We start from the raw sequence: 14,643 nt of genomic DNA, 5'->3' as shown, positions 1-14,643 counted from the left end.
CATGGCCAAGCTGCCCGACATGACGAAGCACCGGGGCTTTCCGTCCGGCATGCCGGGCACGGGCATCCAGTTCACCATCCGCCGCGCCAATCCGAAAGGGGTGACGCCGATCAAGGCTCTGCCCCGCCGCGCCCGCCCCGGCTCGGCGGAGCATTTGGTCGATGCGGCCTTCCTGCATGCGCTCTGGCACCATTTCGGGCCGGAGCCATTTGAGCGCGGCAATCTCGATGCCGCGCGGCTCAGCCTCCTCTTCGGGCGCGAAGTGGTGGCGGCGGAAAGGGATTTCGACCCGTTGTCCTACGACGCACTGCTGGTGATCGACGAAAAAGTCGCTCGCCAGAATTTTCCGGAGGCTTTCGAAGACGTGCTGGAGATCTAGCGGTGCCGTTCAAGAAAATCCTGATCGCCAACCGTGGCGAGCTCGCGGCCCGCGCGGGAAATGATGGGTGACGTCTTCCGCCCAGCACCAATGTGCTCGATGCCGCCAGCTCCATCCTCGATCTGCTCGAAGGCAAGCGAAGGAATGTTTGACGTTCACCTCGCCGCCAGCAGGGCCCTGGCGCTGTCGGCATCGGTGATCAGCACGTTGACGAGGCCGCTTTGCGCCACGGCATGCAGGATCCTGTGCTTGTGCGCGCCGCCGGAAGCGACGATGCGGCAGCCGATCCGGCGGAAATCCTCCATCTCGGGCGAGAGCACCTGACGGTTCAGCGGATGGTCGATCTCCTTGCCGGCGGCATTGAGATAACGCCCCATCAGGTCGCCGACCGCACCGGCCTTCTGCAGGATCTTTTCGCTCATGCCCTCCGGCAGGCCGTAGCGGACCTGCAGCGACTGCTGCGACACGTCGCCGACGCTCAGGTAAGCGACATCCACCTCGCAGATCTGCTTGAATGTCTGCTGGAAGACGGCCTGCGAGATGATCGCGTCGCGCGATTCCGCGCTTTCCGCATAGATAGGGGCTGCGAAATAACGGCACTGGGCGTTGAGCACCTGGGCGAAGCCGCGGACGATCTCGAACGTGTTGATCTCCGAACCGTGGGTGAGGCCGCCCATCATCGAGCGCACCTTGATCTGCGGTTCGTTCAGGGAAAGCATGTGATGGATCGTCTCGCGTAGCGTCGATCCCCAGCCGACGCCGATCGAAGCCGGCTTCTGTGTCTGGATCAACCGCCCCAGAAACCCCGCCGCACCGCGCCCGAGCACCGAATGGATGAGCGCCGGATCGCTTGGGCTCGGCACCACGACGGCATCCTTGAGGCCGAAGCGCTGCCTGAGCTTCGCTTCCAGCTCGACGCTCTCCGCCAGCACCGAATCGAAGCTGATCCGCACCACGCCCGTTTCCAGCGCTTCCGAAAGGATCTCGTTCACCCGCCGCCGGGTGACGTTCATCCGCTCGGCGATCTGCTGCTGGGTCAGACCTTCCACGTGATAGAGCCAGGCAGCCCGCACCATCAATTCACGATGTTCCATATTCCCAACCACCCACTTTATCCAAATGTCACATCGATGTAACATATGTAACGTAACCCACACCTGTCATGGCTAACCCAGACTGAGGGAGATGGCCAGAACCGAAACAGGGCGGGTCGTGAGGAAAGACCCGATAGAAGGATCCGAAACATGGCTTCGACATATGTGAAATCGGTGACCAGCCTGCTTGCCGCCGGCGCGTTGCTGATGGCAGCAACGGGCGCTTCGGCCGAAGAACGCGTCAAGATCGAATGGTGGTATGCGATCTCCGGCAAGCTTGGCGAGACCGTCCAGCAGCTCATCTCGGACTTCAACAAGTCGCAGGACAAATACGAACTGGTGGGCACCTACAAGGGCAATTACGAGGAGACCATGGCGGCCATGGTCGCCGCCTACCGCGTCAACCAGCAGCCGGCCATCCTTCAGTCGGCCGAACGCGGCTTCATGACCATGCTGAATTCCGGCGCCGTCATCCCGGTCGACCAGCTGATGGCCAAGCAGGGTTATAATGTTGACTGGAATGATTTCATCAAGCCGGTCGCGGGCTTCTACATCGTCAACGGCAAGCCGGCGGCGCTGCCCTTCAACTCCTCGACCCCGATCCTCTGGTACAATGCCGATGCCTTCCAAGCGGCCGGCTTCGATGCGCCGTCCGATACATGGCAGGGTCTCGAAAAGCAGCTCTATGCACTGAAGGAAAAGAAGATCACAGATTGCCCGATGGCGTTGCCGGGTGATTTCCAGTGGAGCTTGATCGAGAACTATTCCGCGATCAACAACTATCCCTTCGGCACCAAGGCGAACGGTTATGCCGGTCTCGACACAGAATTCGTCTACAACAAGACGGGCGTGGTCGGGCAGGTCGCTCGTCTGAAGAAGTGGGTGGACGACGGCGTTCTGAAGATCGCCGGCCAGGGCGTCGCGCCGATCAGCCTCTATACGTCCGGCACCTGCGCGACGATCATCAATTCCACCGCCAGCCACTCGGCGGTCGAGGCGGATGCCAAGTTCAAGTGGAGCGCGGCCGTCATTCCGCACGAGGAAGGCGTTCAGCCGAAGAACGGCACGATCGGCGGCGCCTCGCTCTGGGCGATCAAGGGCAAGCCGGAAGAGGTTCAGGCCGGCGTCGCCGCCTTCTTCAACTATGTGGCCCAGCCCGACGTTCAGGAATGGTGGAGCAAGGCGACCGGTTACGTGCCGGTGACCAATGCGGCCTATGAGAAGATGAAGGCCGAGGGTTATTTCAAGGATCATCCGACCCGCGAAATCCCCATCGAGCAGCTTTCGCGCGGCGAGCCGACCGAAAACTCGCGCGGCTTCCGCTTCGGCAACCACAACCAGTCGACCGCGATCCTGATCGAGGAGATCCAGGCAGTCTGGACCGGCAAGAAGACGCCGCAGGAAGCGCTCGACAACTCCGTCAAGCGCGGCAACGAAATCCTGCGCCAGTACGAGAAGCTCCATGCCGGCAAGTGATGCCATCGATATGAACGTGGGCGCGGCGTCGCGCCCACGTTTCCGGTTGCGGCGGAGCCTGGGCTCCCTTGTCGGGCCGTCGGAGGCGGGGCTCAAGGCCTCGCACTTCCGGCGGCCCTGGCTGGCGGCGGGCTTCGTCGCGCCGCAGCTCCTGATCCTGCTTTTCTTCTTCTTCATTCCTACCTGGAAGGCGCTGTCGCTCGCCTTCGTGCAGGTGGATCCGTTCGGCGGCACGATGATCTTCGTCGGGCTCGACAATTTCACCAGCCTGTTTTCAAGCCCCGAATACCGCGACAGCGCGGTTTTGACGCTCTGGTTCACGGTCGTGCAGTGCTTCGTGACGCTCTTCATCGCCGGCCTGCTCGCCTTCGCGACGGATCAGGTCATGCGTGGCCGGGCGATCTACAAGGGCGTCATCCTGCTGCCCTATGCGATCGCGCCGGCGATATCGGGCGTGCTCTGGGCCTTCCTCTTCAACCCGACCGTCGGCCCGCTCGCCCACATGCTGCACGATCTGGGCTATGCCTGGGACCCGAACCGCCGCCCGTTCGATGCGCTTCTGCTGGTCTCGGTGGCGGCGATTTGGAAGCATATCTGCTACGATTACATCTTCCTCGTCGCAGCTTTTCTGGCTGTACCCACGTCGGTCATTGAGGCCGCCGCGATCGACGGTGCGCGGCCGGTCCGGCGCTTCCTGACAGTGACGCTGCCGATGGCCGCGCCGACCATCTTCTTCCTGATCGTCATGAACTTCGTCTACGGCCTCTTCGAGACCTTCGGCATCATCGACACGATCACCCATGGCGGTCCGGCGGGCAGCACCAATACGCTGGTCTACAAGGTCTACCAGGACGGTTTCCGCCAGCTCGACCTCGGCTCGTCGGCCGCGCAATCCGTGGTGCTGATGGCGATCGCGGTGCTCTTCACCATCCTGCAGTTCCGCGCTGTCGAGCGCAAAGTCAACTATCAGGTGTGATCATGGTCGAACGTCACGTCTGGCTCTCGGTCTTCTGCCACGTGGTCCTTCTGATCGGCGCCGCGGCCGTCTGCATGCCGCTCTATTTCGCCTTCGTCGCCGGTTCGCTGACGGTCGGCGAGGTGCAGCAGGTGCCGTTTCCGCTTCTGCCGGGCGACCATTTCGTCGAGAACGTTGTCGGTGCCTGGAACGAGGGCGATTTCGGGCAGCTCTACATCAATTCCTTCATCGTCACGCTCGGCATCGTCGTCGGCAAGCTGGCCGTCTCGATCATCGCCGGTTTCGCGGTCACCTATTTCCGCTTTCCCTTCCGCATGACGGCCTTCTGGCTGATCTTCATATCGCTGATGCTGCCGGTCGAGGTGCGCATCATTCCGACCTACGAGGCGGTGGCGGATGCCGGCGGGCCGCTTCGTTCCTTCTTCGGTGCCATCGGCCTGACGGGCTTCCTCGCCGATACGACCGGCTACGAGCTCGATACGGCACTGCAATGGAACATGGTCAACAGCTATAGCGGGCTCATCCTGCCGCTGATCGCCTCCGCTTCGGCGACCTTCCTGTTCCGCCAATTCTTCCTGACCGTGCCGGACGAGCTCTGCGAGGCGGCGAAGCTCGACGGCGCCGGCCCGTTGAAATTCTTTCGCGACGTGCTTCTGCCGCTGTCGAGTTCCAATATCGCGGCCCTGTCGATCATCCTCTTCCTTTACGGCTGGAACCAGTACCTCTGGCCGCTGCTCTTCACCACCGAGAAGGAAATGTACACGGCGATGATCGGGCTGAAGGATCTTATCCCGGTGGCCGATGCCCAGCCGGCCTGGAACATCGCCATGGCGGCTTCCTTCTTCGTCATGGCGCCGCCCGCACTCGTCATTCTCCTGATGCAACGCTGGTTCACCAAGGGTCTGGTGGATTCGAGCAAGTAAACTTGGCAAGCAAGAGGTATTTTGAAATGACCAATCCCATCATCGTCGGCCATCGCGGCGCGCGCAATCTCTGGGCCGAGAACAGCCTCACCGGCTTCCGCAACCTGCTCGGCCTCAAGGTCGAATCCGTCGAATTCGACGTGCATCTGAGCGCCGCCGGCGAGCTCCTCGTTATCCATGACGCCACCCTCGACCGCACGACCGAGCGCTCCGGCCGCGTCGCCGATCTCGCCGCCGGCGAATACCGCTCGGTGATCCTGAAGGGCACGGACGAGCGCATCCCGACGCTCGAAGAAGTGCTGGAAATCTATGCGCCTACTGGCCTCGAACTGCATGTGGAGCTGAAGGCCGGTGCCGAGGGCAAGCCTTACGAAGGCCTGGAAGCCCGAGCGGCTGCGGAAATCGACCGCTTTGGTCTCGCCGGCAAATCCTTCCTGACGAGCTTCAACAGCGAGGTCCTGAAGGTGATCGGCCAGGTGGCGCCGCATATCCGCCGACTCTCCTCGCTCAACCACAAATCCGTCGAAGCCCGTGGCCTGAGACAGTCGGTCGAGGCGATGCTGCAGGTCTCCGACGTGCTGGCCATCGAGAAGGCGCTGCTGCGCGAGGAATGGGAGCTGCTGACGGCGCTGATCCCGGCGGAAAAGCTCGGCGTCTGGGTTCCGAACGAGCTGGAAGACCTGTCCTTCTGGCTGAAGCAGCCGCTGCGCCAGATCACCACCGACCGGCCGGATCTGGGCGTGAAGGCACGCGAAGGACTGTTCGATGCCGCGCATTGATCGGCGTAGCTTTCTCGCGGGCGGGCTTGCGGCGGCTGCCATCTGGCGGCCGCCGGGATCTGCCCGCGCGGCAAGCTTCAAGACCGATCCCTTTTCGCTCGGTGTCGCCTCCGGCTCGCCGAGGGCCGATAGCGTCGTCCTCTGGACCCGGCTGATCCTGGAGGAGACGGCCGTCGCCGTATCCGCCGATCCCTTCGCGCCGGCCCCGCAGCCGGTCACCGACCCGATCGACGTGGAATGGATGGTTGCCGAGGACGAGGCGTTCTCAAAGCCGGTTCAGTCCGGCCTTTTCCGCGCCGTGCCGGAATTCGCCCATTCGGTGCATGTGGAGGTGAAGGGGCTGCAGCCCGGCCGCTGGTATTTCTACCGCTTCCGCTCCGGCAATGCGGCAAGCCCCGTCGGTCGCACCCGCACCGCGCCGGAAAGCGCCGATGCCTTCCGCTTCGCCTTCGCCTCCTGCCAGCAATACGAGCAGGGGTACTACAGCGCCTATGGCGACATGGCGGGAAAAGACCTCGATCTCGTCGTGCATCTCGGAGACTACATCTACGAGCGCAGCTACGGCGCCCAACTGGTGCGGAAGCACGGAACCGGCGTTCCCTCCATGCTCTACGAGTATCGCGACCGCTACGCTCTCTACAAATCGGACCCGCAATTGCAGGCAGCCCATGCCGCCTTTCCCTGGCTTGCCGTCTGGGACGACCACGAGGTCATCAACAACTATTCCAACGATCACGCTCCCGACGCACCGGACCAGGCGGCCTTTCTGGCCCGCCGCCGCGCCGCCTACCAGGCCTGGTTCGAACACATGCCGGTCTCTCTGGGTTTGGCTGCGGGTTTCGACGCCCTGCGCATCTACGATCACTATCGCTTCGGCAATCTGCTTGCGCTGACGCTGCTCGACACGCGGCAATATCGCTCGCCGCAGCTTAAGGGCTCCGCCGCCGCGGACCAGCCTGAGCGCACCATGCTCGGCTCGGCGCAGGAGGAATGGCTCGGCAGGACGCTCGGCGGCTCGCAGGCGAAGTGGAACATCATAGCCCAGCAGACGCTGCTTTCCGAACGCGACACCAGGGCGGGGCCGGATACGGGCTACAACCTCGATGGCTGGGATGGCTATCGCGCCGCCCGGGCCCGCCTGCTGGACGCCGTGCAGTCTTCGGCAATCCGCAATCCGGTCATTATCGGCGGCGACTTGCACGCTTTCTACGCGGCCGATGTGAAGCGCGACTTCGCGGATGAAAAAGCAGCGCCCATCGTGACCGAATTCGTCGGCGGCTCGATCACCTCCGATGCGCCGTCGGCGGCGAGCCTTGCGACGGCGCTTGCCGAAAACCCACATCTGAAGTTCGCCTCGGACAAGCACGGCTATGCCGTCATGCGTCTGAGCGATCGGTCGGCCGAGGTGGATTTCATCGGCATTGCCGACCGCAAGCAGCAGAATTCTCCGGCCAATGTCTTCCAGAGTTTCGCCGTCGCCGACGGCGCGGCGGGCGTCAACCGGCTCTGACGCAACACTGAAATTGGATTCCCATGCAAATAGACCTCCTGATTTTTGATTGTGACGGCGTACTGATCAACAGCGAGCCGATCGCCAGCCGCACGCTCGCCAAGGCCTTGCAGGATGCCGGCGCCGCCATCACCGCCGAGGAGGTCCTGGTGCGCTTCACCGGCAATTCGCCGGGCGCCATCCGCCGCATCTGTACGGAAGAACTCGGTATCGAAAACCTCGATGCGGTCTTCGCGGCCTGGCATCTCGACATCTATCCGGAATTCGCCCGTTCGCTGGAGCCGATGCCGGGCATGGAAAGGCTCGTCCGCTCGCTGCCGCATAGGAAATGCGTTGCGTCCAACAGTTCGACGGATCGGCTGTCGAAAAGCCTCGGTCTGCTCGATCTCTGGCACGCTTTCGCCCCCGCCGTCTTCAGCTCCGACAGGGTGGCACGGCCGAAACCGGCGCCCGACCTCTTCCACTTCTGCGCCGAAACCTTCGCCGTCGATCCGAAGAACTGCGTGGTGATCGACGACAGCAGCCACGGCATCACGGGGGCGAAGGCCGCGGGCATGGTGGCGATCGGTTTCGTCGATCCCGCCGACCCGCGGCCCGACCGCGCCCGCGTCCTAGCGGAGGCCGGTGCCGCTCTCGTGGCGAGGGGCGCGGAAGAGCTGGAAAAGGCGCTCGCCAGCCTTGAGGCGCGGCAGGCTGCCCGGGCCTGATCGGCGAGTCCGCCACGACTGAATCCGCGAAACAAAATCGAAAGGTGTCATCCGGCTGTAAAACTCAGGTCCTAAGAAATGCCCGGCAAGATTGCACGGCTGTGCAAAAGGGGTTTCGATGGAGCGGGACGGATTTCTGGAATTGCGCGGCGTCGCAAGCCGTTACGGTTCCAATGAGGTTCTGTCCGATATCGATCTGTCGATCGCCAAGGGTGAGTTCGTCGCGCTGCTCGGCTCCTCCGGCTGCGGCAAGACCACGCTCCTGAGATTGTTAGCCGGCTTCATCAGCCCTTCCGCCGGCCAGGTGAAGGTGCGCCACCGAGACGTCACCCATCTGTCGCCGGACAAGCGCGGCATGGCGCTCGTCTTCCAGTCCTACGCGCTCTGGCCGCATATGACGGTGGCGCAGAACATCGGCTACGGGCTGAAGCTGAAAGGCGTGTCGCGCGCCGGGATCGCCAGCCGCGTCGCCGCCATGCAGTCGCTTCTCGGCCTCGAGGGACTGGAATTGCGAAAACCCGCAGCGCTTTCGGGCGGCCAGCGCCAACGCGTAGCGCTCGGCCGGGCGCTTGCGATCGATCCGGAAATCCTGCTGCTCGACGAACCGCTGTCCAACCTCGATGCGCGAATCCGCCTGACGGTGCGCCACGAACTGCGCGCGCTGCAGAAGCGGCTCGGCATCACCGCCATCCACGTCACCCACGATCGCGAGGAGGCCATGGTCATGGCCGACCGCATCGTCATCCTGAATGGGGGAAAGATCGCTCAAGCCGGCACGCCGGAGGAGGTTTACAACCGCCCGGCCTCGGCCTTCGTCGCGGCCTTCATGGGCGCCGAGAACGTGCTGTCCTTGAATGGGGCGCCCGAGGGCGGCGAGTTCGCGGTCGCCGCCGGTCCGGCCAGCGCGGCGGGCAGCGTGCCTCTTGCCGGCCGTCCGCTGACTGCCGGTCCCGTCGAGGCCCGTTTCCGCCCCGAGGCGGCGCGCCTCTTCGCCGAGAGCGAGGTTGCGGTCATCGGCCCGGGCATCACCTTCAAGGGAGAGGTCGCCGCCGTCAGCTATCCCGGCGGCCACTGGCGGCATGTGGTCCGGCTCGGGCAGGCCGAGGTCATGGCCGATGCTGGCCACGCCTTCGAACCCGGTACCCGTGTCGCTGTCCACGTGCCGGCCGAATCCCTCTTCCTCTTCAATTCGCCGTCGGCAGCGCCGGCTTCCACGGTTTCCCGGGCGCCGGCCGGGAAAGTTTACGCCTGACTTTGAATGACCTGATCTTTCAACTTACGGAGAAGCACCCATGAAGAGAATGTCCTATGCAGCCTTCGCCGTCGCTTTCGCGGCCCTTCCGGTCCATGCCGGAGAGCTGACGGTGGCGACCGCCGGCGACCAGAACATGGTCGATTACATCAACCAGTATCTCGGTCCGCTCTTCGAAAAGACCTATCCGGGCAACACCGTCCGCGCCGTCGGCACCGGCCCGGGCGATGCCGGTTCGCAGAAGATCCTCGAGCGCTTCGACGCCCAGGCTGCCGCCAAGGCCGAGAAGTGGGACGTCGACGTTGCCGTCGTCCACGAAAAATTCGTCGGTCCGATGGTGACCAAGAACTATCTCGACAAGTATCGCGGCGATATCGAAACCGGTTCGCTGGTGACCCGCGCCAATGCCAAGATGGCGCTCGGCACCAATGTCGACGGCTATGTCATGCCGATGTTCAACAGCCAGACCGCGATCGCCTACAATCCTGCGCTCGTTCCGAACCCGCCGAAATCCTATGCGGAACTCGCAGAATGGGGCAAGGCCCATCCGAAGCAGTTCGGCTACAACGGCATCAAGGGCGGCGCTTCGGGCGTCAGCTTCGTCATGGGCTGGATCTACGCCTTCGGCGGCGGCGATGCCGGCACGCTGATGAACGGCCCGTTCAAGGAAGAAGAGACGAAGAAGTGGGATGCGGCCTTCAAGAGCCTCGCCGATTTCACCACAAACGCGACGCTGACCCCGGGCAATGCCGGCACGCTCGATCTGCTTTCCCGTGGCGAAATCGCCATGGGGCCGGTCTGGGTGGACATGTTCTATTCCTGGCAGGCCAGCGGCCAGCTTCCGCCGACCATGAAGCTCGTCCTGCCGGCTCCGGGCATGCCGGGCCAGCCGATGCACTACGTCGTTCCGGAAAAGGCGGCGAACAAGGATCTCGCCGAGAAGTTCATCACGCTCGCCACCAGCCCGAAGGTCCAGGCTGAAGGCATCGTCAAGCGCTTCAACTGGTATCCGGGCATCGACGCCGACAAGGTGAAGGCCGAGCTCGACGATGCCACCTGGAACAAGCTCTTCGTCGACATCACGCCGGAAGACCTCGCCACCAAGGGCAAGCCCTTCCCGATCGCGCCCTACAACAATGCGATCCTGGAAGCCTACGAAAAGTCCGTGAAGTAAGCGGGAGCTCCCCTTCTCCCCTTGGGGAGAAGGTGGCCCGAAGGGCCGGATGAGGGGGGCGGTGCGGCACATTCGGCTATGCCAACGCAGTGCCAGCCGACCCCCTCATCTGTCCTGTCGGACATCTTCTCCCCGCTGGGGAGAAGAAAGGACGCCGCAATCGCATCGAGATCAACCCCATGCCCCAACGCCTCCTTGGTCTCCCCCTCGTGCTGCCCGCACTCGCGGTGATCGCCTTCCTGTTCATCCTGCCGTTGATCCTTTCGGCGGTCGGCGCTTTTCAGGTGGAAGGCGCCTTCGGCTGGGGCAATTTTACGAAAGCCTTCGATCTTTATTCGAAGGATATCGTCTTCACCGTCGTGATTATCACGCTTTCGACCGTCTTGATCGGCATCGCGTCTATCGCCATCGGCGGTTACCTGACACTCGGCGAGCATCCCGTCGCGGTGGCGATCCTGCGCTGGCTCTATCGCTGGCCGATGTTCATCCCCTTCATCGTCGTCGGGCAGATCCTCCGGACCTTCCTCGCCAAGAACGGCATGATGAACAACGCTTTCATCAATCTCGGCCTGCTGACGCCGATCGACGCGCAGAGCTTTCTCGACTGGCGCGGCATCGTGATCGCCTTCGTCTGGAAGCAGACGCCTTTCGTGGCATTGCTCGTCGCCGGCGCCATGGCTTCGGTCAATCGCGACACGATCGAGGCGGCTCGCAATCTCGGCGCCTCGCGTTTGCGCGTGCTGATCGAGATCCTCGTGCCGCAGGTAGCGATGACGCTGACGGTGGGCCTCATCCTCTCCTTCGTCACCATGATGTCGGTTCTGTCCGTACCGTTGATGATAAACGCCCAGACGCCGACCATGATCACCGCCGACATCGCCTTCCGGGTCAATTCCTATGGGGACTATGGCGTCGCCAACGCGCTCGGCATTATCTCGCTGGCCCTCGCCTCCTCCGTCGCATGGATTTATCTCCGCGCCAGCCTGAAGGAGCGCGCATGACCGCCTCTGTCATGGCCGCATCCCGCAATCCGCTCGCCGCACTGTGGTGGGTGCCGCGTGGCGTCGTCTTCGGGCTGATGGCCTTCTTCATCTTCGGACCGCTCTTCAACATGTTGCTCTGGACGGTGGCGGAGAAGTGGTATTTCCCCTACAGCCTGCCGCTGGAATACGGCTTCAGCTCCTGGGCAAAGGTGTTCGCGCCGCGCGGTGGCGCGGTCGAATCGCTCACCAACTCGCTGGTCGTCGCGCTGTTGACCGTCGTGGTCTCGCTCGCTTTGGCGATCCCCGCGGGTTATGCACTGGCGCGGCTGAAACTGCCGCTGCGAGGCCTGATCCTGCTCGCCTTTCTCATCCCGCAGGCCTTCCCGAATTTGACGGTCTACGTCAATGTTGCCCGTATCTTTTACGAGATCGGGCTGAACGGCACGATCCCCGGGGTAGTCCTCGTGCATGTCTTGCACGGCCTCGTCTATGCGGTCTGGATCGCTACGGCCGCCTTCTCCGCGATCGACGTCGAGCTGGAACAGGCGGCGCGCAATATCGGCGCAGGCGCGATGCGGACCTTCCTGGACGTGACCTTGCCGCTCGCGGCACCCGGCCTGATGGCGAGCGCCATCTTCGTGTTCCTGGAATCGCTCGATGAATTCACCGGCAGCTATTTCGTCGGCGCGCCCGACGTGAACATGCTGCCTCTGCTGCTCTATACGGCCGGTGCCGGCGGCAATTACCAGATCGCATCGATCACCGCTCTCCTGCTGCTCGTCCCGTCCATCCTTTTCATGTTGATCGTCGAGCGCTTCCTGAAGGCTGACGTCCTTTCGCGCGTGGGGCACTGATGAGCATGAAGGACGAAAAGAGAATGCGCTTCGTCAGCGCCGAACAGGTCGCCCGGCTTGCCGGCGTCTCCCGCTCGGCCGTCTCCCGCACCTTTACCCCAGGAGCGAGCGTCGCGCCGGCAACGCGCGAAAAGGTGCTGAAAGCCGCCGAAGAGCTCGGATACCACGTCAACGATCTGGCGCGCGGCGTCCTCGCCAACCGGAGTAGGCTCGTCGGCGTTGTCGCCACCAAGCCGGAACTCGGCTTCCGCGCCCATTTGACGGCGGCGCTCGCCAAGGCGCTTATCCGCCGCGGCAGCATCCCGATCCTTATCAATACCGGCCAGACGGAAGAGGAGCTTCTGGCCGCCCAGGGGATGCTGATCGGGCATCGGGCCCAGGCGACCATCATCCTTTCCGGCTCTCCGCCGGCGAGTTTCTTCGAGCTTGCCCAGCGCAACGGCCAGCCTCTGGTGGTGATCGGCCGCTCCGAGCCCGATGCCGACCACGTGCGCGTCGGCAATTCCGAAGCTTCGCGCAATGCCGCCGGTGCTTTCCTCGGGGCGGGCCGGCGGCGGCTTGCGGTGGTCGGCTCCCTGTCGGGGACGCCGAGCATTGCGGAACGCGAAAGCGCCTTCCTCTCGGCGGCGCATGCGCTCGGTGCCGAAGTGGCGGCGGCCAAGGCGCCGGATTCCGATTACGACGGCGGCATCGCCGCCGCGCGCGAACTGTTTGCCGGGCCCCGGAAACCGGATGCTGTCTTCTGCGCCAACGATCAGATCGCCTTCGGCCTGATGGATTTCATCCGTACCGAACTCGGCCTGCGCATCCCGGAAGACGTGGCGGTGATCGGCTTCGACGACGTGCCGGAGGCGGCCTGGCTGAGCTATGGCTTGACGACCTTCCGCCAGGATCCGGCGACCATGGCGGCCCGCGCCGTCGAGCTCTTGGAGCGGCGGCTGGCAAGCCCGGACGCTGCGCCGGGTTACGAGCGGGTCATTCCCGAGCTCGTGGTCCGAAAAAGCTTCGTGCCCACCTGATCAATTCCAGCAAACCGGATAGGGGCGATTAGGTAGAGGATAAGCTTTGCAACGCCCTCGACGTCATCCTCGGGCTTGTCCCGAGGATCTACCCACATCGACCGTTTGCAGATGCTCGGACAGGCCCGAGCATGACGGAGGAATGATCGGCCCCGTCTAAATTTTCAGAAGCTTGCGGGCGTTTTCCTTGAGGATCAGCGGCCGCACCTCGTCCTTGATCGGAATGGCCGCGAAATCCGCCAGCCAGCGGTCGGGCGTGATCGCCGGCCAGTCCGAGCCGAACAGCATTTTGTGCTTCAAGAGCGAATTGGCGTATTGCACGAGGATCGGCGGGAAATATTTCGGCGACCAGCCGGACATGTCGATATAGATGTTCGGCTTGTGGGTCGCGACCGAGAGCGCCTCCTCCTGCCATGGGAAGGAGGGATGCGCGAGAATGATCGGCATGTCAGGGAAATCCGCCGCCACGTCGTCCAGATAGATCGGGTTGGAATATTTGAGCCGCATGTTCATGCCGCCGCGCATGCCTGCGCCGACGCCCGTTTGGCCGGTATGAAAGAGGGTGATCGCACCCTCTTCGGCGATCGCCTCGTAGAGCGGATAGGCCATCCGGTCGTTGGGATAGAAGGCCTGCATGGTCGGGTGGAACTTGAAACCCTTGACGCCGAATTCGCGCACCAGCCGCCGCGCCTCGCGGGCGCCCATCTTGCCCTTGGCGGGGTCGATCGAGGCGAAGGGGATCATGACGTCGCTGTTTTCGGCGGCGATCATCGCCACCTCTTCGTTGTTGTAGCGGCGGAAGCCCGTCTCGCGCTCCGCATCGACCGGGAAGATCACGCAGCCGATCTTGCGTTCACGGTAATAGACGGCCGTCTCGTTGACAGTCGGCAGCATGCCCTTGTGGCCGGCCGGATTTTTGAAATATTTCGCCATGCCGGCCTGGAATTCGTCATAGCCGTCGTCGCGCGGGCCGCAGCAGGGCTCTTCCGCATGGGTGTGGATGTCGATGGCGACCAGTTCGTCGATGTTCATGGCGTGCTCCTCCCGGTCCCGGTCTCAGTCGAGACCGGTGAATTTCTGCAGCAGCACCATCAATTGCTGGCGCTCGGCGGTAGTGAGGTTCGAGCCGACGGAATCCTCGTAGGCGAAGAACCAGTCGCCTGCCTGCTCCACCATCGTCCTGGCCGCCGGCGTCAGCGTGATTTCGACGGCGCGGCGGTCGTCGTCAGGGATGCGACGTGAGACGAGATCCTGGTCCTCCAGCGAGCGGATGAGCTTGGTCATATGCGCCCGCTTGATCATCAGCCGCTGGCCGAGCGCGCTCTGGCGGATGCCGGGATTGTGGAGGATGACCCAGAGGACCGAGAATTCGCCGGGTTTCAGCCCGCGTTCGCCGCATTCCTCGAAGAAATGCTCGTAGACCTTGATCTGGGCGAGGCGCACCAGAAAGCCGAGCGCCGTATTGAGCCGGCCGAGATTCACCTCGTCAGTCGTTCGGGTCGGCATATCCATCGGAA

Annotated in this window: 15 protein-coding genes; 12 read left to right on the top strand and 3 right to left on the bottom strand. The window is 63.4% G+C overall.

The window, feature by feature from the left end:
* The first annotated feature begins 1 nt into the window (after position 1).
* Positions 2-379 (top strand): hypothetical protein, encoded by a 378-nt coding sequence (locus tag QTA58_RS08060; RefSeq protein ID WP_289672365.1) that lies wholly within the window; start codon positions 2-4, stop codon positions 377-379.
* Between the two features lie 155 nt (positions 380-534).
* Here the strand turns inward: QTA58_RS08060 and QTA58_RS08055 are convergent, their stop codons facing one another.
* Positions 535-1,473, bottom strand: a complete 939-nt coding sequence (locus tag QTA58_RS08055; protein WP_085421788.1) for a sugar-binding transcriptional regulator — start codon at positions 1,471-1,473, stop codon at positions 535-537.
* Between the two features lie 150 nt (positions 1,474-1,623).
* Here QTA58_RS08055 and QTA58_RS08050 point away from each other — a divergent pair, with 150 nt between their 5' ends.
* From QTA58_RS08050 to QTA58_RS08000, 11 genes are all read left to right on the top strand, one after another.
* Complete coding sequence (locus QTA58_RS08050) at positions 1,624-2,949, top strand: extracellular solute-binding protein (protein WP_289672364.1); 1,326 nt, start codon at positions 1,624-1,626, stop codon at positions 2,947-2,949.
* Positions 2,950-2,959: 10 nt separating this feature from the next.
* On the top strand, positions 2,960-3,925 hold the full coding sequence (locus tag QTA58_RS08045) for an ABC transporter permease subunit (RefSeq protein ID WP_289673063.1): 966 nt from the start codon (positions 2,960-2,962) through the stop codon (positions 3,923-3,925).
* Positions 3,926-3,927: 2 nt separating this feature from the next.
* Positions 3,928-4,848, top strand: coding sequence for an ABC transporter permease subunit (locus QTA58_RS08040; protein WP_289672362.1), 921 nt, complete (start codon positions 3,928-3,930; stop codon positions 4,846-4,848).
* A gap of 26 nt (positions 4,849-4,874) precedes the next feature.
* Entirely contained in the window at positions 4,875-5,627 is a 753-nt protein-coding gene (locus QTA58_RS08035) for a glycerophosphodiester phosphodiesterase family protein (RefSeq protein WP_289672361.1), read from the top strand.
* Complete coding sequence (locus QTA58_RS08030; RefSeq protein WP_289672360.1) at positions 5,614-7,137, top strand: alkaline phosphatase D family protein; 1,524 nt, start codon at positions 5,614-5,616, stop codon at positions 7,135-7,137. Before QTA58_RS08035 ends, QTA58_RS08030 begins: the two co-directional genes overlap by 14 nt.
* Positions 7,138-7,160: 23 nt before the next feature.
* Positions 7,161-7,844: an HAD-IA family hydrolase gene (locus QTA58_RS08025; protein WP_289672359.1), complete on the top strand. Its 684-nt coding sequence runs from the start codon at positions 7,161-7,163 to the stop codon at positions 7,842-7,844.
* Positions 7,845-7,962: 118 nt separating this feature from the next.
* Positions 7,963-9,096 carry an ABC transporter ATP-binding protein gene (locus QTA58_RS08020; protein WP_289672358.1) on the top strand — a complete coding sequence of 378 codons (1,134 nt, stop codon included), beginning with the start codon at positions 7,963-7,965 and terminating at the stop codon, positions 9,094-9,096.
* A gap of 40 nt (positions 9,097-9,136) precedes the next feature.
* Positions 9,137-10,270, top strand: a complete 1,134-nt coding sequence (locus QTA58_RS08015; RefSeq protein ID WP_289672357.1) for an extracellular solute-binding protein — start codon at positions 9,137-9,139, stop codon at positions 10,268-10,270.
* Between the two features lie 179 nt (positions 10,271-10,449).
* Positions 10,450-11,271: a sugar ABC transporter permease gene (locus QTA58_RS08010; RefSeq protein WP_289672356.1), complete on the top strand. Its 822-nt coding sequence runs from the start codon at positions 10,450-10,452 to the stop codon at positions 11,269-11,271.
* Positions 11,268-12,107, top strand: coding sequence for an ABC transporter permease subunit (locus tag QTA58_RS08005; protein ID WP_289672355.1), 840 nt, complete (start codon positions 11,268-11,270; stop codon positions 12,105-12,107). Before QTA58_RS08010 ends, QTA58_RS08005 begins: the two co-directional genes overlap by 4 nt.
* A gap of 5 nt (positions 12,108-12,112) precedes the next feature.
* Positions 12,113-13,126, top strand: coding sequence for a LacI family DNA-binding transcriptional regulator (locus QTA58_RS08000; RefSeq protein WP_289673061.1), 1,014 nt, complete (start codon positions 12,113-12,115; stop codon positions 13,124-13,126).
* Positions 13,127-13,282: 156 nt separating this feature from the next.
* Here the strand turns inward: QTA58_RS08000 and QTA58_RS07995 are convergent, their stop codons facing one another.
* Positions 13,283-14,158, bottom strand: coding sequence for an amidohydrolase family protein (locus QTA58_RS07995; RefSeq protein WP_289672354.1), 876 nt, complete (start codon positions 14,156-14,158; stop codon positions 13,283-13,285).
* Between the two features lie 24 nt (positions 14,159-14,182).
* The gene (locus QTA58_RS07990) at positions 14,183-14,638 is read right to left on the bottom strand and encodes a MarR family transcriptional regulator (RefSeq protein WP_289672353.1); all 456 of its coding nucleotides are present in this window, start codon (positions 14,636-14,638) and stop codon (positions 14,183-14,185) included.
* Positions 14,639-14,643 lie beyond the last annotated feature (5 nt).

The sequence above is a fragment of the Neorhizobium sp. CSC1952 genome, assembly GCF_030378245.1.
Classification (GTDB): domain Bacteria; phylum Pseudomonadota; class Alphaproteobacteria; order Rhizobiales; family Rhizobiaceae; genus Neorhizobium; species Neorhizobium oryzae_A.
This window is presented reverse-complemented; position numbering and strand designations above follow the sequence as displayed.